Source organism: Acidobacteriota bacterium (assembly GCA_033549365.1).
Classification (GTDB): domain Bacteria; phylum Acidobacteriota; class Aminicenantia; order Aminicenantales; family Saccharicenantaceae; genus JAWSUF01.
This window is the reverse complement of sequence record JAWSUF010000008.1, coordinates 1-19,611: the sequence shown is the minus strand read 5'-3', so window position 1 is coordinate 19,611 and position 19,611 is coordinate 1. Positions and strand designations below refer to the sequence as shown.

25 protein-coding genes are annotated in these 19,611 nt (G+C 58.2%); 10 read left to right on the top strand and 15 right to left on the bottom strand.

What is annotated here, in order from left to right; genetic code table 11:
• The 3 genes from SCM96_11475 to SCM96_11465 form a co-directional block, all read right to left on the bottom strand.
• A complete protein-coding gene (locus tag SCM96_11475) occupies positions 1 to 891 on the bottom strand; it encodes a sulfite exporter TauE/SafE family protein (GenBank protein MDW7761241.1) in 891 nt (296 codons plus the stop codon).
• 13 nt (positions 892 to 904) lie between these two features.
• Positions 905 to 1,366 (bottom strand): Rrf2 family transcriptional regulator, encoded by a 462-nt coding sequence (locus SCM96_11470; GenBank protein MDW7761240.1) that lies wholly within the window; start codon positions 1,364 to 1,366, stop codon positions 905 to 907.
• A gap of 67 nt (positions 1,367 to 1,433) precedes the next feature.
• A complete protein-coding gene (locus SCM96_11465; protein ID MDW7761239.1) occupies positions 1,434 to 1,859 on the bottom strand; it encodes a YbaN family protein in 426 nt (141 codons plus the stop codon).
• Positions 1,860 to 2,137: 278 nt separating this feature from the next.
• Between SCM96_11465 and SCM96_11460 the strand changes: the two genes are divergently transcribed.
• The 3 genes from SCM96_11460 to SCM96_11450 are packed head-to-tail and all read left to right on the top strand — an operon-like array spanning position 2,138 to position 6,671.
• Complete coding sequence (locus SCM96_11460) at positions 2,138 to 5,197, top strand: glycoside hydrolase family 127 protein (GenBank protein ID MDW7761238.1); 3,060 nt, start codon at positions 2,138 to 2,140, stop codon at positions 5,195 to 5,197.
• Between the two features lie 46 nt (positions 5,198 to 5,243).
• Positions 5,244 to 5,864: a hypothetical protein gene (locus tag SCM96_11455; protein ID MDW7761237.1), complete on the top strand. Its 621-nt coding sequence runs from the start codon at positions 5,244 to 5,246 to the stop codon at positions 5,862 to 5,864.
• The gene (locus tag SCM96_11450) at positions 5,865 to 6,671 is read left to right on the top strand and encodes a nucleotidyl transferase AbiEii/AbiGii toxin family protein (protein MDW7761236.1); all 807 of its coding nucleotides are present in this window, start codon (positions 5,865 to 5,867) and stop codon (positions 6,669 to 6,671) included.
• A 10-nt stretch (positions 6,672 to 6,681) separates the two neighbouring features.
• On the opposite strand, the gene SCM96_11445 is transcribed toward SCM96_11450, so the two are convergent.
• Both SCM96_11445 and SCM96_11440 read right to left on the bottom strand, forming a co-directional pair.
• Positions 6,682 to 6,939: a type II toxin-antitoxin system RelE/ParE family toxin gene (locus SCM96_11445; protein ID MDW7761235.1), complete on the bottom strand. Its 258-nt coding sequence runs from the start codon at positions 6,937 to 6,939 to the stop codon at positions 6,682 to 6,684.
• A gap of 18 nt (positions 6,940 to 6,957) precedes the next feature.
• Entirely contained in the window at positions 6,958 to 7,185 is a 228-nt protein-coding gene (locus tag SCM96_11440; GenBank protein MDW7761234.1) for a hypothetical protein, read from the bottom strand.
• A gap of 337 nt (positions 7,186 to 7,522) precedes the next feature.
• On the opposite strand from SCM96_11440, the gene SCM96_11435 reads away from it, so the two are divergent.
• A complete protein-coding gene (locus SCM96_11435; GenBank protein MDW7761233.1) occupies positions 7,523 to 7,993 on the top strand; it encodes a transcriptional repressor in 471 nt (156 codons plus the stop codon).
• Between the two features lie 17 nt (positions 7,994 to 8,010).
• Positions 8,011 to 10,206 carry a catalase/peroxidase HPI gene (katG, locus tag SCM96_11430; GenBank protein ID MDW7761232.1) on the top strand — a complete coding sequence of 732 codons (2,196 nt, stop codon included), beginning with the start codon at positions 8,011 to 8,013 and terminating at the stop codon, positions 10,204 to 10,206.
• An 18-nt stretch (positions 10,207 to 10,224) separates the two neighbouring features.
• Here katG and SCM96_11425 read toward each other — a convergent pair whose 3' ends face one another.
• Positions 10,225 to 11,358, bottom strand: coding sequence for a hypothetical protein (locus SCM96_11425; protein MDW7761231.1), 1,134 nt, complete (start codon positions 11,356 to 11,358; stop codon positions 10,225 to 10,227).
• Positions 11,359 to 11,537: 179 nt separating this feature from the next.
• On the opposite strand from SCM96_11425, the gene SCM96_11420 reads away from it, so the two are divergent.
• Complete coding sequence (locus SCM96_11420; GenBank protein MDW7761230.1) at positions 11,538 to 11,795, top strand: hypothetical protein; 258 nt, start codon at positions 11,538 to 11,540, stop codon at positions 11,793 to 11,795.
• On the top strand, positions 11,792 to 12,106 hold the full coding sequence (locus SCM96_11415) for a type II toxin-antitoxin system PemK/MazF family toxin (protein ID MDW7761229.1): 315 nt from the start codon (positions 11,792 to 11,794) through the stop codon (positions 12,104 to 12,106). Before SCM96_11420 ends, SCM96_11415 begins: the two co-directional genes overlap by 4 nt.
• A 198-nt stretch (positions 12,107 to 12,304) precedes the next feature.
• Here SCM96_11415 and SCM96_11410 read toward each other — a convergent pair whose 3' ends face one another.
• Positions 12,305 to 12,703, bottom strand: coding sequence for a type II toxin-antitoxin system VapC family toxin (locus SCM96_11410; GenBank protein ID MDW7761228.1), 399 nt, complete (start codon positions 12,701 to 12,703; stop codon positions 12,305 to 12,307).
• 3 nt (positions 12,704 to 12,706) lie between these two features.
• The gene (gene vapB, locus SCM96_11405) at positions 12,707 to 12,934 is read right to left on the bottom strand and encodes a type II toxin-antitoxin system VapB family antitoxin (GenBank protein ID MDW7761227.1); all 228 of its coding nucleotides are present in this window, start codon (positions 12,932 to 12,934) and stop codon (positions 12,707 to 12,709) included.
• A gap of 275 nt (positions 12,935 to 13,209) precedes the next feature.
• Here vapB and SCM96_11400 point away from each other — a divergent pair, with 275 nt between their 5' ends.
• Complete coding sequence (locus tag SCM96_11400) at positions 13,210 to 13,470, top strand: CopG family transcriptional regulator (protein MDW7761226.1); 261 nt, start codon at positions 13,210 to 13,212, stop codon at positions 13,468 to 13,470.
• A gap of 49 nt (positions 13,471 to 13,519) precedes the next feature.
• Here SCM96_11400 and SCM96_11395 read toward each other — a convergent pair whose 3' ends face one another.
• Positions 13,520 to 14,872: an MATE family efflux transporter gene (locus SCM96_11395; GenBank protein MDW7761225.1), complete on the bottom strand. Its 1,353-nt coding sequence runs from the start codon at positions 14,870 to 14,872 to the stop codon at positions 13,520 to 13,522.
• A gap of 45 nt (positions 14,873 to 14,917) precedes the next feature.
• Positions 14,918 to 16,249, bottom strand: coding sequence for a M1 family aminopeptidase (locus SCM96_11390; GenBank protein MDW7761224.1), 1,332 nt, complete (start codon positions 16,247 to 16,249; stop codon positions 14,918 to 14,920).
• Between the two features lie 150 nt (positions 16,250 to 16,399).
• Between SCM96_11390 and SCM96_11385 the strand changes: the two genes are divergently transcribed.
• Positions 16,400 to 16,723 (top strand): hypothetical protein, encoded by a 324-nt coding sequence (locus SCM96_11385; GenBank protein MDW7761223.1) that lies wholly within the window; start codon positions 16,400 to 16,402, stop codon positions 16,721 to 16,723.
• 85 nt (positions 16,724 to 16,808) lie between these two features.
• Here SCM96_11385 and SCM96_11380 read toward each other — a convergent pair whose 3' ends face one another.
• From SCM96_11380 to SCM96_11370, 3 genes are all read right to left on the bottom strand, one after another.
• Positions 16,809 to 17,078 carry a type II toxin-antitoxin system RelE/ParE family toxin gene (locus SCM96_11380; protein MDW7761222.1) on the bottom strand — a complete coding sequence of 90 codons (270 nt, stop codon included), beginning with the start codon at positions 17,076 to 17,078 and terminating at the stop codon, positions 16,809 to 16,811.
• Entirely contained in the window at positions 17,062 to 17,286 is a 225-nt protein-coding gene (locus SCM96_11375) for a DUF6290 family protein (protein MDW7761221.1), read from the bottom strand. Before SCM96_11375 ends, SCM96_11380 begins: the two co-directional genes overlap by 17 nt.
• 102 nt (positions 17,287 to 17,388) lie before the next feature.
• Positions 17,389 to 17,532, bottom strand: a complete 144-nt coding sequence (locus SCM96_11370; GenBank protein MDW7761220.1) for a hypothetical protein — start codon at positions 17,530 to 17,532, stop codon at positions 17,389 to 17,391.
• Here SCM96_11370 and SCM96_11365 point away from each other — a divergent pair.
• Entirely contained in the window at positions 17,513 to 17,800 is a 288-nt protein-coding gene (locus SCM96_11365; GenBank protein ID MDW7761219.1) for a hypothetical protein, read from the top strand. The genes SCM96_11370 and SCM96_11365 overlap by 20 nt on opposite strands.
• Before the next feature lie 76 nt (positions 17,801 to 17,876).
• On the opposite strand, the gene SCM96_11360 is transcribed toward SCM96_11365, so the two are convergent.
• Together SCM96_11360 and SCM96_11355 are read right to left on the bottom strand one after the other, a co-directional pair.
• Positions 17,877 to 18,896 carry a 6-bladed beta-propeller gene (locus SCM96_11360; protein ID MDW7761218.1) on the bottom strand — a complete coding sequence of 340 codons (1,020 nt, stop codon included), beginning with the start codon at positions 18,894 to 18,896 and terminating at the stop codon, positions 17,877 to 17,879.
• Between the two features lie 224 nt (positions 18,897 to 19,120).
• On the bottom strand, positions 19,121 to 19,611 hold a 491-nt coding region (locus tag SCM96_11355), incomplete at its 5' end, for an IS630 family transposase (protein ID MDW7761217.1).

Sequence of the window (19,611 nt, the reverse complement as noted above, 5' to 3'; positions counted from 1 at the left end):
TCACCCAAACAGCTTGATCAGGGTCAACGCGCCCAGAAACACCGTGGCATAGCCGATGTATTTTCTCAGAAGATTCGCCGGCAAAATCTTCACGGTCAGGGCGGCCAGGGGCACGGAGAGAAGAGCGCCGATTGTGAGCGGAATGGCGAGATTCCAGAACGGCATGCCGTTCATGACCACATAGAGAGTCAGTCCGACAAGACACACCAACCCCTCGGCCAGCGATGTGATGCCGATCGCGCTTTTTTCGGGAACGCCCGAGATGACCTGGCCTCCCGTGACGAGCGGGCCGTATCCCCCTCCAGAGATGCCTTTGTTGAACGCGGCGATCGTTCCCAGGGTGATGATTTTCCTGATCGAAAACGAGACGCGGCTGATGATCCGCCCGCCGAATAGAATAAAAAAGCCGATCAGAAGAATCATGATCCCGATGTATCCCTTGACGATTTGAGCCGGCAGACTGAGAGCCAGAAACACCGCGGCCACGGTCCCCACGACTGAACAGACAGCCAGGATGGACATGGTCTTGGTCGCCTGAGTGCCTTTGCGGAAATCCACATTCCCGAACCTGTGATGCAGGGCTCCGGCGGTAACACCCGATATGAATTCCGAAAGAAGAATGGCCGGGACGATCTGAATCGGACTGAATCCGAAAATGAGCAAGAGCGGCGTCAACGTCGTGCCGTAACCCATGCCCAGCGAAGAGTCGATGTATTCGGAGAAAAAGGCCAGCAGGATAATTGCGGTGATCTGCACGCCGCTGTGCAGTTGAATGATTTTGACGTCGGCAAAGGTCAGGATCAGGAGAGAAATCGCGGCGGCGAGGAGGAAAAGATTCCAGCCGATTTTGATGTGCTTTTCTTTTTTTGGAGATTGAAACGCGGTTTCCATGAGTTCTCCTCTCTTATTTTTTGAATTTATTTATCTTTTTTTTCGTGGAGTTGACGGCGACGTCCGTCATTTGGGCCAGGGTTTCCCCGTCAAGAATGTCCGAAATATTGTCGCGCACCCGGAGCATCAGGTGCCGGAGCCAGCACGAATCATACGGATAGGGGCAGTCGTCCTGCATGTAGGGGGCCGTCCGGCTGGCGCACGGAATCGGAGCCAGGGGGCCGTCGATCGCTCGGATGATATCGCCGAGGCTGATCTGATCGGGCGGCTTCCTCAGCGCATATCCGCCGTTTTTCCCGCGCATGCTGACGATCACACCGTTTTTTCTGAGCGTATTCAGCACCTGCTCGAGGTATTTCAGGGAAATGTCCTCTTTTTCCGAAAGTTCATATGCGGAAAGCGGCTGCTTGTTGTAAGCCTTGACGAGATGGGGAAGAACCCTTAAAGCGTAGATGCTCTTGGTTGAGAGCTTCATATTCCTTAATTCCTATATTATATAAAGGATATTGCGATCATAATAAAGATCAGGACCGATGTCAAGATCAATCGGAACATTTTTCAGACGGTTTTTTTTGGGGTTTTGACTCGTTTTTCACTGTCCTGATCTTGAGGATATGAATACTGACCCCACATGCTATGGCAATCAGCAGGACCCTGACCCACGTTTTTTCCACCACAAGAAAGGCGGAAACGAAAATGGCTGCCCAAAGCAACGTCACCGTCCATATCTTTAAACGGAGGGGCACCCCTTTTCCCGAAGTATAATCGCGCAGGTATTTGCCCCAGATCCGGTGAGTCATAAGCCAGACGTAAAACCGTTCGCTGCTGCGCGCATAGCACCAGGCCGCAAGCAGCAAAAAGGGCGTGGTCGGAAGAATCGGCAGGAAAATACCCAATACGGCCATCCCGACGGAAACGCTTCCCAGGGCAATCAGCAGGGCACGGATCAGGCGTGAACGGTGTAACATATGGGCAAAGAATATATCCCGGCTTCCGCGGGGGGTCAAGACTCATGGGTTGCCTCGGACATAGATGTCAGTTGCGGCAGGTTCGCTCTTGACGAAAAGGTTATCCGGGCCGTTGAGCACCTCTGGGATGAGGGCCACCGGTGTTCGACCACCCGACGATTGTGATCATAAAAAGAGAAGACCTGTCGGGCTGAAAAACCCGAAAAATGGATTTGTTTATTCGATATTCTGATATACTACATTTTTGGATTGTACCGATCAATTTGGGAGGTCTCGCCATGGGAAAACTTTTACCGGCAATCGCGATAATCCTCACGGCCGGGCTCGGCCTGTGGTTCGGCCTGACGCAACTCCCCGCCCAGACCACGGGGGACCAGATCCTGGACGGAATCGGCGAGACGGCCCTCATTGCCCGCTATGTTTTCGACGGCAATGCGCTGGACCGGTCCCGGAACAACTACCATGCCGCCGTAATCGGAGGCGAACCGGCCTTTCCCGAAGACAGTCCGTTCGACAGGGTCCTTTCGCTTCGGGGCGGCACGCTCCAAATCCCCGGCCGCGCCCTGGCCGGGGTCGACAGCCTGACCGTCACCTGCTGGGTCCATCTCATCTCCACGCATCCCGGCCAAAGACTCTTCGATTTCGGGGGAAAGAACGGACGCGGCCTGTTTGGCGAGTTGACCGCCCCGGACATCGACAACGGTTTTCGTGTCCGCATCACAGACGGCGGTCCGGAGGACGGACGCGGATTTTCAACCCGATTCACTTCCCCCGGACGCTGGTTCCATGTCGCCGTCGTCCTGGATGCCGCCCGCCGCACCCTGACCGGCTATGTCATGGGCCGCGAAGTCGGCCGAGTGGAAAATCTGAATATCCGCCTCGAGGACGTTCTTGACCCGAATCGTCCGGATGACAACCGGCTTTTCGTCGGAGGATCGTCAACCGCAGATAACCCTGTCATGAATGCCAATCTTCGCGACCTCCGCCTCTACAATATCGCTCTCAGCGAAGACCAGGTGAGAGCCGTGGCTTACGGCGATTCCGGAGGCGCTGGCGCCGGACGTCAGAGAGCCGTGGAGCCGACGCCTCCAACGCTTCGCTCCCCGGCCCTCAGCCTGGGCTTGCGCGACGTTCCCGACATCGCCGTTGAAACGACGGCGGGCGTCCTGCCCCGCCTTCCCGTTCACATCCCCGGCGTCTATGAAAACGGCGCCGCGGGACCGACGGTCCGTGTCATCTGGCCCTCGCCGGCCGACAACAGCGCGGTCCTGAATCCCGGAACGTATACGCTGACCGGGACCGTGCCTGGGACTTTGTTCCAGCCCAAGGCCGTCGTGACCGTAAAGCCCGCGAAAGCGGCCGGCCCTTCCGCGAAACCCGAACCGGCGCTCGAACCATTCCCACTGGGTCGCGTCATCCTCAACCGCGACGCCGACGGCCGCGACACGCCGTTCATGAAGAATCGCGACAAATTCCTCTTCACCCTGGCCGAGGTCAATCCCGACAATTTCCTCTACAACTTCCGCGACGCCTTCGGCCGACCCCAACCCGAGGGCGCCGTTCAGCTGCGCGGCTGGGACAGCCAGACAACGCGGCTCCGCGGCCACGCCAGCGGTCATTATCTGACGGCCCTGGCCCAGGCTTATGCCGGATCCGCGTACAATGCCGAGCTTCAGGCAAATTTCCTGCAAAAAATGAACCGCATGATCGACACACTCCACGATCTTTCCCAAAAATCGGGCCGGCCCGCGGAAGCCGGAGGGCCGAGCAACGCCGATCCCCTCACCGTTCCGCCCGGACCGGGGAAAACCGGCTACGATTCCGATCTGAGCACGGACGGCATCCGCCGGGATTATTGGAACTGGGGCGCCGGATTCATCAGCGCCTATCCGCCGGACCAGTTCATCATGCTGGAACACGGCGCCACCTACGGGGCGACCAACGCCCAGATCTGGGCCCCCTACTACACCCTGCACAAGATCCTGGCCGGACTTCTGGACTGCTTCGAAGTCGGCGACAACCCGAAGGCCCTAGAGGTTGCTGAAGGGATGGGAACGTGGGTGCTCGCACGGCTCCGGGCGGTGCCCGACGACGTGCGCATCGCCATGTGGAGCCGGTATATCGCCGGCGAATACGGCGGCATGAACGAAGCGATGGCCCGCCTGTCCCGACTCACCGGCAACCCGGAATTTCTGGACTGTGCCCGGCTTTTCGACAACACGAATTTCTTCTTCGGCGACGCTGAACACCGCCACGGCCTGGCCAAAAACGTCGATACCCTCCGCACCCGCCACGCCAACCAGCACATCCCCCAGATCACGGGAGCCCTGGAGACGTACCGGGCGTCCGGGGATCCCGCCTACCGCGCCGTCGCCGAAAACTTCTGGACGATCGCCCGCAATCACTACATGTACAGCATCGGCGGCGTGGCCGGGGCCAAGAATCCCCGGAACGCCGAGTGCTTCACGGCCGAACCCGACACGCTCTTCGCCAACGGCTTTTCCATGGACGGGCAGAACGAAACCTGCGCGACCTACAACATGCTCAAGCTCAGCCGCGGGCTCTTTTTCTTCGATCCCGACCCCCGCTATATGGATTACTACGAACAGGGTCTCTACAACCACATCCTGGCCTCGGTGGCCGAGACGAACGCCGGAAACACTTATCACGTCCCGCTCAATCCGGGGGCGCGGAAGCGTTTCGGCAACGAAAACATGGACGGCTTCACCTGCTGCAACGGCACGGCCGTCGAAAGCCACACCAAGCTCCAGGACTCCATTTATTTCCGGAGCGCCGACAACCGGGAGCTCTACGTCAATCTCTACATCCCCTCGACACTGGACTGGACGGAACGCGGCGTGACAGTCGCACAGAGCACGAATTTCCCGTATGCCGACTCCATCCTCCTGACGATTTCCGGGGACGGAACGTTCGCGCTCAAGGTGCGCATTCCGGTCTGGGCGACGCAGGGCTTTTTCGTCGAGATCAACGGCCGGGAGGAAAAAGTCGAGGCCGAGCCCGGCTCCTACCTGACTCTGCGGCGCGACTGGAAGGACGGCGACACGGTCTCTCTGCGCATGCCCTTTTCTTTCCGCCTCGAATCGGTCATGGACATGCCGAACCTTGCGAGCATTTTCTACGGCCCGGTCCTTCTGGCCGTCCAGGAGGAAGGCCCGTTAACGTCCTGGCGGGCCGTCACGCTCGACGCTGGGGACATCTCCCGATCGATCTCCGGCGATCCAGCCGCCCTGCGCTTCACCCTCGACGGCCTCGTCCTGAAGCCCTTCTTCGAGAGTTACGGCCATCACTCCGTGTATGTGGATGTCACGCTGAAGTAGGGACTTATCCGTTGCATCAATATATCAATAATGATATATTGTGTCCATGAAGTGGGATGAGCTTCTTCAAATTGTCGACAAGGAACCCGTCTTCTCGTCTTCTCTATTAACAGCAGGATCCATCGACCCCGTTAAAATCGGGACACAGCTTTCGCGCTGGGTCGAATCCGGAAAGCTCATTCAGATTCGGCGGGGACTCTATGCCTTGTCCGAACGATATCGCAAAACGGATCCCCATCCTTTTCATATCGCCAACCGGATCAAAAGAGCCTCCTATGTCAGCCTCCAGTCCGCCCTTGAACATCACGGACTCATCCCCGAATACGTCCCGGCGATCACAAGTGTCACCACCGGGCGACCTCAAACGCTCGAAACGTCTCTGGGAACCTATATTTACAGGCATATCAAAACAGATCTTTTTTTCGATTACACACGGGAAGAATCCGCACCGGCCCGCTCCTTCTTCATCGCCTCTCCGGAAAAAGCGCTGCTGGATCTCCTTTATCTTACGCCGGGATCGGATGATCCGGCCTATCTTGAAGAACTGCGGCTGCAGAATCGGGATCGGCTGGATCGAGAACATCTCCGGGACATCTTCCGGCGGACGGGAAGCCCCAAGCTCGCCCGGGCCCTGGATATTCTGGGGACTCGCGCAAAGGAGTTCTAAATGAAAGAACAGCTCCGTCAGATCATCTCGGATGCGGCAGACCCGCTTCAGGCCCGGAACCGAATCCGCGAATATCTCCAGGCACGGATCCTGCAATATCTCCAGGAGCACCGACTCTTTCGAAACTGGATCTTTCACGGGGGTACGGCGCTCCGTTTCCTCCATCGGCTTCCCCGGTATTCCGAAGATCTCGACTTTGCCTTGAGCCGACCAAGCGAGGGAATGGATTTCCATGACGCCGTTTCCCAAATCCCTTCCTGGTTTGCGGCCGAGACGTATTCCACCGACCTGACGATCAAGTCCGCCAAAACCGTCAAATCCGCATGGGTCGGTTTTCCCGGCCTTCTCCATGAATTGGATCTATCCCCGCACCGGGCGCAGGCCCTGACCGTTAAGATCGAGCTGGACAGCCGCCCACCCTCGGGTGGGAATACGGAGACGACCGTTGTCCGCCGCATCATCATGCTGAATCTTTTCCACTACGACAAGCCGTCGCTTCTCAGCGGGAAATTGCACGCCCTGCTGACCCGCCCCTATACCAAAGGCCGGGATCTTTATGACATCTTTTGGTATCTCTCGGATCCATCCTGGCCGGCGCCCAATATCCCGTTTCTCAACAATGCCTTGCGGCAAACCGGATGGTCCGGCCCCAGCATCGATCAATCCGATTGGGGCGATGCTCTGGTCCAAAAGCTGAAAGCCATGGACTGGAACCGGGCCGTGGAAGACGTCCGCCCGTTTTTGGAAAGACCAGCGGATATCGAAATGATGACCCTCGACAATGTCTTGAAATTGCTCAAAAAGTAAAAAGGGCGGGCTATTGATAGATGCCGCCTCGCGGACCGAACGAATAGAAAACGATCAGGTCTTTTTCCCATCTGTAGATCAGCCTCCGGGACTGTCCCCTTGCAGAGTAGGGATAGGATCTCAAAAACGCGAATTCGCCCTTCAGTTTTTTCCCTGTCTCCGGGTTTTCCAGAATGTCCAGGAGGGCGGCTTTGAGGGCTTGTTTTTCCGCCTCCTCCCTGATCTTTTTTCTCAGTCTCTGAAACTTTGAAGTCTCGAGAATTTTCATTTCCGCCGCCGGATCGGATCAGACGTCTTGCGGATTGAACGCGGCGACCTTGCCCATCTCTTCGTCCACCCGGGCCTCGATGATGTCCTTGATTTCTTCCACAGTCAATTCCGGATTCTCAAGCGACAGAAGGCCGATTCTCAGCGCATACCGCAGGGCGCCGGAAAAATCCCTTCTTTCTCTCTTGGCGAAGTGATCGAGTTCATTGACCAGGTCTTCGTCCATAGCGACCGTCTTTCTTACCATTTCATACTCCTGCATTATTTATATGCTCCTTTCTTATTAAAGTCAAGGCCGTTTGTTTACGTCTATCACTCCAGAAGACGAATTTTCTAGAACAAATCTCTCAGGAACATACCCCTTCCCGATCCGCAGCCCCGGAATCCTCAGAAAATCCCCGCATCGGGATGATGTTGCGGGTTTGGGATCGTTTTTCCGCTCAGGACCGCGCCGCCGTCCTGGAACAGGCCGAGCGGTATTTGGAGCGGATCGAAGACTTATGAGTTCGAACGAATTGACAACCCCCGTCTATTAGGATAATATCTTATTTAAGATTTTTTCCTGATAAGGAGAGCGGAGAGTCATGATCAAGAAACAGTTGCCGGCGGACATTGGCCCCATCGAGGAGGCCTGCCGCAAAGCAGGCTTCAGGCTCACGCACCAGCGCCTGGAGATTCTCCGCGAACTGGCCCGTTCGAAGGACCATCCCTCAGCCGAAACCCTGCATCGCCGCCTGGCGAGGCGGATTCCGACGCTGTCCCTCGACACCGTTTACCGAACCCTGGCCACGTTCAATCAATGCGGTCTCGTGCAGAAGGTGGAGACGGCGGACAGCCAGGCCCGGTTCGAAGCCGTTCGCGAACGCCACCATCACCTGATCTGCCGGCGCTGCCATGCGATTGTCGACTTTGCCTGGCCGTCAATCGACAAGATCGTTCTCCCCGAAGGAGCCAGGGACTGGGGCCGGATCGAAAGCCGCAATATCGTGATCTCCGGCGTGTGCCGGACATGTTCCTCTGAAAACAATCCGGAAACGGAATTTAAAGAGAAATAACAAAAGGAGAAAGTTTGATGACCGAAGAAAGCAAATGCCCCGTGACGGGCAGGACGAAGAAACCCATTTCCGGCGCCGGCACGTCGAACCGGGACTGGTGGCCCAATCAGTTGAACCTCAGAATCCTGCGCCAGCACACGGCCAAGAGCAACCCGATGGGCGAGGCCTTCGACTACGCCGAGGAATTCAAGACGCTCGACCTCGAGGCCGTTAAAAAGGATCTCCATGCCCTGATGACCGACTCGAAGGACTGGTGGCCGGCCGACTGGGGCCACTACGGGCCGCTCTTTATCCGGATGGCCTGGCACAGCGCCGGCACCTACCGCATGGGCGACGGACGCGGCGGCGCGGGCTCCGGCTCCCAGCGCCTGGCGCCTCTCAACAGCTGGCCCGACAACATCAACCTCGACAAGGCGCGCCGTCTGCTCTGGCCAATCAAGCGGAAATACGGCAAAAAAATCTCCTGGGCCGACCTGATGATCCTGACCGGAAACGTCGCTTTGGAGTCAATGGGCTTCAAGACCTTCGGCTTCGCCGGCGGACGCATCGACGTCTGGGAACCCGAAGAAGACATCTACTGGGGCAGCGAAGATAAATGGCTGGGCGACAACCGCTATTCGGGTGAGCGAGACCTCGAAAACCCGCTCGCCGCCGTCCAGATGGGCCTGATCTATGTCAATCCCGAAGGGCCCAACGCCAACCCCGATCCGGTCGCCTCCGGACATGACGTTCGGGAAACCTTCGCCCGGATGGCCATGAACGACGAAGAGACCGTCGCGCTCGTCGCCGGCGGCCACACCTTCGGCAAATGCCACGGCGCAGGACCCGCGACCCACGTGGGCCCCGAGCCCGAAGCGGCCGGCCTCGAAGAACAGGGCCTCGGCTGGAAGAGCGGCTTCAAAAGCGGCAAAGCCGGCGACACGATCAGCAGCGGCATCGAAGGCGCCTGGAAGCCGAACCCGATCCAATGGGACATGGGCTATCTCAAGGTGCTGTTCAAATACGAGTGGGAGCTCGTCAAGAGCCCGGCCGGCGCGCATCAGTGGCTGGCCAAGGACGTTGAAGACGAGGACATGGTGGTCGACGCGCACGATCCATCGAAAAAACGAAGGCCGATGATGACCACGGCCGACCTCTCCCTCCGCTTCGATCCGATCTACGAGAAGATCGCACGCCGCTACCTGGAGAATCCCGAGGAATTCGCCGATGCCTTCGCCCGCGCCTGGTTCAAGCTGACGCACCGCGACATGGGCCCCCGCTCGCGCTATCTCGGTCCGGAAGTCCCGGCCGAGGAGCTCATCTGGCAGGATCCCGTCCCCGCCGTCGATCACAAGCTCGTCGATGACCGGGACATCGCCGGGCTCAAGGCCGAGATCCTGGCTTCCGGCCTGTCCGTCGCGGATCTGGTATCGACCGCCTGGGCTTCGGCCTTCACGTTCCGCGGCTCCGACATGCGCGGCGGCGCCAACGGCGCCCGCATCCGTCTTGCGCCGCAGAAGGATTGGGAGGTCAACGAGCCCGCCCGTCTGGCGAAAGTCCTCAAGACCCTGGAGCGCATTCAGAGCACGTTCAACGGCGCGCAGTCCGGCGGCAAGAAGATTTCGCTGGCCGACCTCATCGTTCTGGGCGGATGCGCGGCCGTCGAGCAGGCGGCGAAAAACGCCGGCCACGACTTGACGGTTCCCTTCGCGCCGGGACGCACGGACGCCTCACAGGAACAGACCGACGCGGACGCCTTCGCCGTACTCGAGCCCAAGGCCGACAGTTTCCGCAACTATCAGAAGGAAAAATACGCGGTATCGGCCGGGGAAATGCTGGTCGACAAGGCTCAGCTCCTGACGCTCACGGCGCCGGAGATGACCGTTCTCATCGGCGGCCTGCGCGTCCTGGGCGCGAACTTCAAGGGATCCCAAAACGGCGTCTTCACCGCGCGGCCGGGGACGCTGACTAACGACTTCTTTGTCAACCTGCTTGACATGGGCACGGAGTGGAAGGCGACCTCGGAAGACGGCGATCTGTTCGAGGGACGCGACCGGAAGACGGGCGAACTCAAGTGGACCGCCACCGATGTCGACCTGATCCTCGGTTCGAACTCGGAGCTCCGGGCCGTTGCGGAAGTCTACGGCTGTCAGGACTCCCGGGAGAAGTTCGTGAGCGATTTCGTCGCGGCCTGGAACAAGGTCATGAATCTCGACCGGTTCGATCTCGTCTGATCGCGGTCCCGGCTAAGGCTATTTCCAATTCATGGCGTAGCGTTTGACCAGGGGGTAGCCCGACTCGGATTCCTGGATGTAGCAATAAAGCTTGCCGTTGCGGACGGTGACGGTCACCTCGTTCCAGGGGACGAAGAAGCGGGCGACGTAGAGGCCCTCCGGGCTGAAGACGTCCACGGCCTCGCCGCCGCGGCCGTCCGCGTCGTAGGTCCGGACGTAGATGCGGCCCGTCTCGTCGGCCATGAACGCCGCGGCTGCCGGGAAGACGTTGGGAAACACGAGCTCCTCGCCGGGAAGGGGTTTGAAGCCTTTGGGGAAGCGCCTCCGGAGATGTTCCTCCCGGTCCTTGGCCGTGAGACGCCGGGGCGCGTGGTCCTTGAGGATCTTCATGAGCGTCCGGCCCGAGGCGTCGACGACCCGGATCTCGTAGCTGTCCGAGACCATCCAGGCCAGGCGATCGCCGCCGGCGACGTCGTAAAAGAGCCGGAGGCTGAATATCTCGGTGGTCCGCGGCTTGGAGTCAATGCTTAGAGTGTGGATCGTCAGGAGAGGCTTCAAGTCGGGATCGAGCTTGATCAGTTCCATAGCTAATTTCTCCCCGCGCACAAAGTGGATGGCGTAGAGGTTCTTATGGGCGTCGATCACGAGTCCCGCGAGGCGGAGGGTGACGAGCGGGGTGTCTTTCAGATACTCTCCCTTGGCGTTGAAATGGGAGACGCGGCGTGTGAGGGCGTCGCCGATGAGGACCGTCCCGTCGGGAACAGCGACGATGCCTCCCGGGCCGCTGAACTCACCCGGCCCCTGGCCGGCGCGGCCGAAGGCCCGCAGGAGCGAGCCGTCGGGGCCAAAGACCCGGATGCGGATGGCCTTGGGGTCCACCGTGTAGATGTTCCCCTCATCGTCGACGGCCAGGCTGTTCAGGAAGGAGAACCAATGGTCGTCCCGTTCAGAGTCGTCCCCGATGACCAGGTCCTCGACCAGGGTCACGACGGCCGGCGCGCCGCCGGGGCCCGCCACGGGCGTTTTAGGGTTGCGGACGACCCGCACGCCGTCTTCGGTCGTAACGGCCGCCTTCTGGCCCGGCTCCGCGGCCGCGGGGAGCGGAAGGGCAGAGGCGGCAAAGGCCAAAACCAATAATGACAGGAACAGCATGGTTACCCCCTATCGATCATGTTCGATCTTGATCCATTATAGGCCCGCGCACCCGCCGATTCAAGGTCCGGTGGCCGGCAACCCCGTCACCCGCGGCACGACCGGCACCGGTCGACCCTCTTGACAAAAGAATACTTTGGTATTACCTTGGTATTACCGATTCCTCTTGAGGGTTTATTATGAGAAAATCCGCCAAATTCGCCGTCAGTCTTCCATGGGAGGAGTTTAAGGAATTGGAAGCTTTACGCCGAAATGCAGGCTTAAGCCGTAGCGGCTTTCTCCTGGCTACATTCCGTGCCTGGAAAGAAGAGCGCGAAAAAGAACGGATGGTCAAAGCCTATGTCAACGGGTATCGCCGAAAGCCCGAGGACGCAGTCGCGGCCGAAGCGATGGCCGCCGCGGCCGCCGACGCTCTTCCTGAAGAAGATTGGACATGAGAAAGGGCGAGATCTGGTGGGCCAGGCTTAAGCCTCCGGCCGGACGACGGCCCGTTGTTCTCCTCAGCCGGGACGAAGCCTATACTGTGAGGACGGCCGTCACCGTAGCGCCGGTGACGACGACCGTCCGCGGAATTCCCGTGGAGGTTTCGCTTGGCCCGGAACACGGCCTGCCCAAACTCTGCGTCGTCAACTGCGATTCGATCTTGACGATTCCCAAAACCTGCCTCGAGTCGAAAATCGGCGGATTGTCGGAACGGAAAATCGAGGAACTCCATCGAGCCATCCGCTTCGCCTTGAGTTTGCCTTAATAGATTCCTTTCCTGCTTCATCCTGGGAAACTCGCCTCGTTCCGCATGCCATTCCGCAAAGAATGATGACGAAACCAGGAACAACCTTGAAACCGCAAGCGCCCGAAGGTATTCATGACGGGCGTTCGATGATCGGCCGGGCCACCGCCCCGATCGCGAGATAGCTGATGCCGCAGGCCTTGCGTTTGCGCGAAAAATCTATCCTTTCCAATCCTCAATGTTCAGGTTTTCGATTCTGTCGAATTCATCCGTATTGTTCGTAACCAGGATGAGATCCCTGGCAAGAGCCTGAGCGGCGATCAGCATATCATACGGTCCGATGAGTTTTTTTTCTTTTTTCAGCTTGGACCTGATTCTGCCGAACCATTCCGCATCTTGATCGTCGAAATCCAGGATGTCGAACGGTGCGAGAAATTCCGTCAGGGACATTCTGTTTTGTTCCACGTTCCGGCTGTTGTAGACGCCGAATTGCAATTCCGCAAGCGTAATGGCGGAGAGATGAACTTTCTCTTCCAGCGCGCGCCTCAATTTCTCAAGAACCTGGATGGGTTTTTTGTTTTTGATGAATATGCAGATGTTTGTGTCCAGCAAATACACGGATCACTCTTCTCTGTCCTGCATGGAGGGCTGTTCCCGTCCATCGGCCATGAAATCCCCGGTGAAACCGTGAAGGCCGTGGAGAAATGTTTCCCAAACGCGGCTATTCGGAAACAGAATGACGGAATCCCCCACCTTTTGTATGAGAACATCCGATCCTTCAAACTGGTATTCCTTGGGCAGGCGGACAGCCTGACTCCGTCCGTTCTTAAACAATTTGGCGGTTTTCATGTCGCACCTCGCCATTAATATATATCGTGGTATATATCTTGTCAACCTAAGAAAGCCAGTTTTCTATCTTCGTATTGATGAGACGCTCGACGAGGGCCGAGATTCTCGCTTTCGCCTCGCTCAGCGGGATCGATATCATCGCGGCCTCCATGAGCGATTCACGCGATATCGCCATCTCGTGCCCACTCTGATACCGTTTCGTCCACACCGCCGGGATCTTGACTTGGGCGGAATCGCATATAATATTTTGTGAAATTTTTTAAGGGAGTACTGAAATGCACAAGACGCAAGTAAGAAGAATCAACCTGGACCTGTCGTCTCTTCAATATGAGAAGATGACAAAGATCATGACGGAAAAGGGCATCAAAATGAGCCAATTCATTAGGGATGCCGTGGACGGCCATATCGAGAAAATCGAGCGCCAAAAGCTGGAGGAACAGCTCAGGGAGGGATACCTGGCCAAGGCAAAACTGAACATCGAGACCTGCCGGGAATTCGAATCCATCGACGGAGAAAACGCCTATGAGGGATGTTGATCAGGCGCTTAAGATAAGCCTGGCTTTGGATTGACGAGCGCGATGCCCTTCACGCGCCGTGCTTATCCAGCACCCGTTCGATGACCCACCAGGCCGCCGCTCCGGTCACGAAATAGCTGATGCCGATGGCCCCGAAGATTCCGGGGATTCCGAAGAGCCGCGAGCCCAGAAGCACCAGCGGAACGGCGAGACCGAACATCTCCAGAAGGCTCAGACCGGCGGCATGAAGGGGGCGCCTGAGCACGTTGAGGCCGGCGTTCACCACGAAAAAGAAGCCCTGCGCGGCGTAGGTCAGCGAGACCATGCGGATATACAGGGCGGCCGTGGAAACAACCGCCGGATCTTCGTTGAAGAGGGACGCGACATGTCCCGCAAGAAAGAGGAAGCCGAAAAACGCGCCCAACCCGACGATGAGCGAAAAGCGCCGGCTCACGGCGAAACCGGCCCGCACCCGGTCCGGCTTTCCGGCGCCGATGTTCTGCCCGACAAACGGACCGATCACCGCGGAGAGGGCGATGATCGCGGCCAGGGAGAAAAATTCCACACGTGTGGCCACGCCGAATCCGGCAACTGCGGCCGGGCCGTAAGATGCGACAACCCGCGTAATGACCCCTTGCCCCAGGGGGATAATCATCCTGGCTCCGGCGTCCGGGAGGCCGACATGAAGGATCTCCCGCCACGATTCCCACACCTCCCGCGGGCGTGGAATCTCGACCGTCAGCAACCGCTCCCGACGGACGAGGACGGACATCGAGATGACGAACGTGATCCCCCGGCCGATGAGGGTGGCCCATGCGGCCCCCCGGATCCCCAGCGCGGGAATGGGACCGAATCCGAAGATCAGAAGCGGATCGAACACAAGATTGGCCGCGGCGCCGAGCACCATGATCAGTCCCGGCGTTTTCGTATCCCCCGTGGCCCGGAGGACGCTGTTTCCGATCATCGGAACGACGACAAAGATGATTCCGATATACCAGATCCTCATGTAGCCGACGATATGGTCGAGGACCGCGTCCCGTGCGCCGAGAAGCGTGAAGAGCGGCTCGATCGTCAGGAGCCCGGCGACGACGCCCACGGCGATGATCAGCAGGCCGAGAACCAGACTGTCGGTGGAGAGCCGCCTGGCCCGGCGGTCATCCCCGGCGCCGAGAGCACGGGACACCACCGCGGCGGTGCCCATGCCGATTCCCTGGGCCAGACTGCCGATCATCAGCACCACGGGAAAAGTGAAGCTCAGCGCGGCGAGATGTTCCCTGCCGAGTTTTCCGACAAAGAAGGCGTCGGTCAGGTTGTAGACAACCATGCTGAGGATCCCGAAGATCATGGGAACGGTCAGCTTGGCGAGAGTCGGTCCGATGGGCCCCTCCAGGAGGAGGGTCCGGTTGGCTTCCGTTCTGCTCATGAGGGTTGAATCTAATCCCCGGGGCGGGGGTTGTCAAGAATCCGGTCAGTCGACGGATGTCAGGCGGCCCTCGAAACGTTCCCTTTCCGCCTCGCCGGCGTGCCGGACCAGGGTTTCCAGGAAACCGTCCGTCGTCGAGATCGCATCGCGGACGAGGAGACGGCAGAACTCCTGCATGCCGTCGACACCCAACCTGTCTTCCAGTTCGAACAGGAGGACGGGAGCCTTGGAGTAAAGCAGGATTTCGGATGTCCTGCGGGCTTCCGGGCTGGACAGGTCGGCCCGATCGAAGCCCGGGATCGCCCCCTCCCTTGCGGCAGCCTCTTTCTTCCGAGCCAATCGTTTTTCGAAAGCTTCGACGCCGAACATGTCCCGGACGACCGCCAGCGCGGAAAATTCGGCCAGGCCTTCGTTCAGCCAGTCCTCCCAGGTATCGACGGGGGCCCGCCACCACCAGTTGTGAGCCGCCTCGTGGGCCAGATAACGGATGTAGCCTTCCCGCTGTTCGGCGTAATCGCGGTCCTGAAGACCGCCCAGAACGACAAGATTGTTGCGGGCGTAACCGCCGCCCTTGGCGCGCGGGGACTGGATGACGGTGAGGGCCGCGGATTCCAGATCGCCGAACCAGTTGCGGAAAAGGCCGAGAATCGCCGAGAGATCCTCACCCATCATCGCGATCGTCTCATCGGACAGGGACACCGCATGGATATGGATGTCCGCGCCGTCCAGGTCGAAGTTCCGGGTTTTCAGATGCGGAGAGACGACAAGCACAATATCCCGGCTCGGCCGCCGCTCGTCGAAGATCCGGCGGCCGCCCTCGTTCCGCACGGGAACGGCGGCTCTCGCTTCGTGGTTTTCCGGGCAACCGATGTCCAGCCGGTAGGTGAACATCCCCATCTCCTCGCGATGGGGAAACCAGGGAAAATAGAGTCCGAGCTCGACCCATTCCCCGGTCATGACATTGGCCGACCACTCCGGCCAGCTCTTGATCTCTCCGGCATACTCGAAGGCGATCCGCAGGGTGTCGCCCTCCCGGGGAGGCGTCTCGAAATCCACGTGCAATTCAAAGGCTTCGGGGGAATACAGGCTCGGCCTGTCCGGCGGAGGCTCGAACCGGTGGCCGGCAACCCCGTCACCCGCGACCCGGCGGACCTCAAACTCCCGGTGCAACAGGAAAGTCAGCGAGCGCGGCTCTCCGGCCGGAGCCTCGAGCGTCAATTCGACGGCGGCCTCCAGAAACCCGGATGCCGGATCGATGTCGGCACGAATTTCGTAGTGGGCCAAGGGGACATGGGGCTGCGGCACGACCGGCGCCTGTCGACAGGCGGCCGGGACGGCGACGAGAAAACAAAGGGCGGCGATGTTTCTTTTTAACATTGGAGCCCATTATCGCCCAATCCATTTGCCGGTGTATAGTGAAAATTGCAATTTTTCCGCCCCGGCCATTTGGCTTTCTTTGACAATCCGGTTTCGGCAACCTAAAATTGCCCATGAGACAAATTGATTGCGAATGGAGGGATCTGTTTGTTGTCCACGCCCATTGCGGCACAACAGGATGGAAACGTTGTCGAGAGCGAGATCGCCATGGGACCAAGATTATCCTATAACGTGAGCGGGGTGAACTTGGGAACGCGGACAACGGATGCGAAGAGCTATCACGCCTACGACAGAGGTCAGTTCAGTCCGGGGGCAACGATTGAAGTCTGGGGAACACTCCACAATCGCACTTCTGCAAAGGGTGATGTCCTCCTGCGGGTATACATGAAGTATTGGAGCCGGGAAAAGCCGCAAGGGGAATACGCGGCGGAGAAATGTCTTTTCGCCCGAGTGGACGATGTCCAGGCTCCTTGAAAATCTGGTCCTCTCAACCGTTTTTTCAAGGTATTCATGATGAGGTGTCGGTCACAGGATCGCTGATACCGATGAATCCCGACGTCTATTTATAGACGTTTTTTCGGTGGCCCACACGAACAACGAGAATGAGGAGTTCCGCATCCTCAATGCGGGCGATGATGCGGATATCGCCGACGCGGTATTTCCAGAATTCGCCGTATGTCTTGCCGTGAAGGGCCTGGCCGAGCGAACGCGGATCCTCGCGTGTTCCCAGCTTTTCTCTTAAGAAGGAAAGGACCCGCTTGGCCACGGGTCGATCAAGACCGGCAATATCTTTTTTCGCTCCGGTCTCGACTTCAATCCGCCAGGCCAAGCTCGCGCTCCAAATCGTCCAGCGAAGATGCCCCGCTTTTGCCCGCGTAATAGCGGCCCAGTCGTTTTTCAGCCAGATAGATATCTTCCAGGTCGTCCAGGTATTCCACGACGGCCTCGCGGACATAATAGGTTTTGGTCCGGCCGGTGGCCGCGGCCAAAGCATTCAGCCTTTTTTCGATTTCCGCCGGAAGTCTGACAGCAATCATATGACTCTTCCTTTGCTATACATGTATATCATACGTAATCAATCTAATGCCTAAAACAGTTCTTGTCAAGAAGATTTGCCTCGTCCATCAGGCGGGCGCCCGTCACGCTGAGGCAAGCTCCCGGCAGAAGCGTTCGATCTCGTCCTCGGTGTTGTAATAGTGGACGGAGGCGCGCACCAGCTCCTTGAGACCGCGCGGCTCCATATCCAGAAGAGCCGAGCTTGATTTGACGACGGAGACGTTCATCCTCCCGGGCGTTCAGCCGCCGCTTGACCGCATCCGCCGATTCGCCGTTCTTGACGAAGGTCACGATCCCGCTTTTCTCGACGCCCAGGTCGCAGACCGCAACGCCGGGGATCTCCGCCAGACGTTTGCGGAGCGAGCGCGCCAGGGCCTTGACCTGCCGGCAAATGTTCCCGATCCCGACCGCCATGGCATAGTCGACCGCCGCGGCCAGCCCGACGCGCCCGATGCAGAAAGGCCAGGTAATTTGAAGCCCATGCCGGCTTCATGAAGCTGAATGGCCTTGATCCGACCCCAGCGATGATCAAATCACATATCGATCTGCTTACGGAACCCCATTAATGATGCTAGTTCGCTCGGACAATCCTGTCCCAGTTGAGGATCCGGTACCGCTTGACGTACTCCATTCCTTCCTCTTCATTCAATTCCCAACAGTAGAGGAGGCCGTCGCGGATAGCCCGGGTGTTGGCCGGGAGTCGTGTCCTGTACAGGAACCGACCCGTCCGGTCAAAAACGTCGACCTCCTTTTCCCTGATCTCGACCATGATCCTGCCGTAGGCCATGTTGCGCTGGACATAGATCCGGTCGAGGGAATCCGTTAGAAGCTCAAAGAAATACGGTTTCTTTTCCCCGGGCGCTTTAAGCCTCCGCCGTTCCTCGGCCGTGAAACGCGGCGAAGGTTCCTCCTTGCGGAAGCGGTGGACGACCTTCCCATCGCCCTCGATGAGAGTCAGCTCATATGCCCCGGAATGGCCGAACACAAAAGTCTCGTTCGCCATTTTTGCCAGCCTCAGGCCGAGCTCGTAATGTGTAGTCTGGCCATAGGTCGCGCCGCTACTAAGCCTTTCAACAAAAAGAGAGAATGGGTGCTCGGCGATTTTGGAGATGATCGATCCGCTGGAATCGATCCGACAAAGAGCTTGAGTGTAGGCCAAATAGTCCTCGGATGCCGTCTGGAGGATCGCAAGAAAATGACCGTTTCGGCAGGGGAATATCTTTTTCATAACTCCGACCACGAAGGAGTTATGGAAACGTCCATTCAGGTCGAAGATCTTCAAAGTGACCCATCGGTCAATGACCAGCATGCGGCCGGCCTCCTCGTCCAGCCGGATAAAAAATGGGTACTCGAACTCCCCGGGACCCTGTCCTTTTCTTCCGACTGTCCGGACGTATTGCCCCGAGGAATTGAAAATCTGGATCCTGATGTTTCTCGCGTCGACGACGTAAATGTTGCCTGATGCATCGGCGTCGACATCAAGCACGGTATGGAAAAGTTGCTGCGGGTCGGATTCGGATCCTATCCGCAGGTCTTCTCTCAATTCATACTTCAGATCGCCATAAAGAGGCTCTTTCGATGAGACGAACACGGGCACATCGCCGCCGGTAGGATTGCTTTTCCCGCCGATCCGGGACTGCTCTGCGGAAGGAGAGACATCAAGAGAGAGGGATAAGAGCGCAATGATAAAGAGGGCAGGAAATAATCCGCTCCTTCTCCGGCGCACAATACAATGGCTGTTTTTTCGTGATACGGGGCTAGGAAGAATGATCACGGTTGACTTCATTTATTAATCTTCTCATTATTGTATAGACATCATGCTGCGTAGGCTGTCGTTGGAGATTGGAAAAACGATTTGATTAGATTTGGTGATCTTTGAAGAGACCGCATATGAGCCAGAACATCTCTCCTCATCTGGTTCGGCTCGAGGATGATCTTCCGACCAATTCCGTTGTTTTTAAGGTCGTTCCACACATATTCATCCGGATTCAGTTCCGGCGAATACGGAGGAAGGAAATACAATCTCAGTCGTTTCGACTCCGAGGCGACGAACTTCTGAACTTTCTTCGCCTTATGCGTCGGATGTCCGTCAACGATCAAGAAAATCATCCGCTCCGCCTTTACCAGCAAGCGCTTCAGGAACTGAATGAAGACGCCGGCATTGACCCGGCCCCGGACTCCCATGAACCGAAACAAGCCCTGGCCATTCACCGCCGAAATCAAGTTCAGGCCAAAACGGGCGCCCGTCGTCGATACGATCGGCGTCCGGCCGCGCGGCGCCCATGTCGTCCCCGCATGGGCATCCG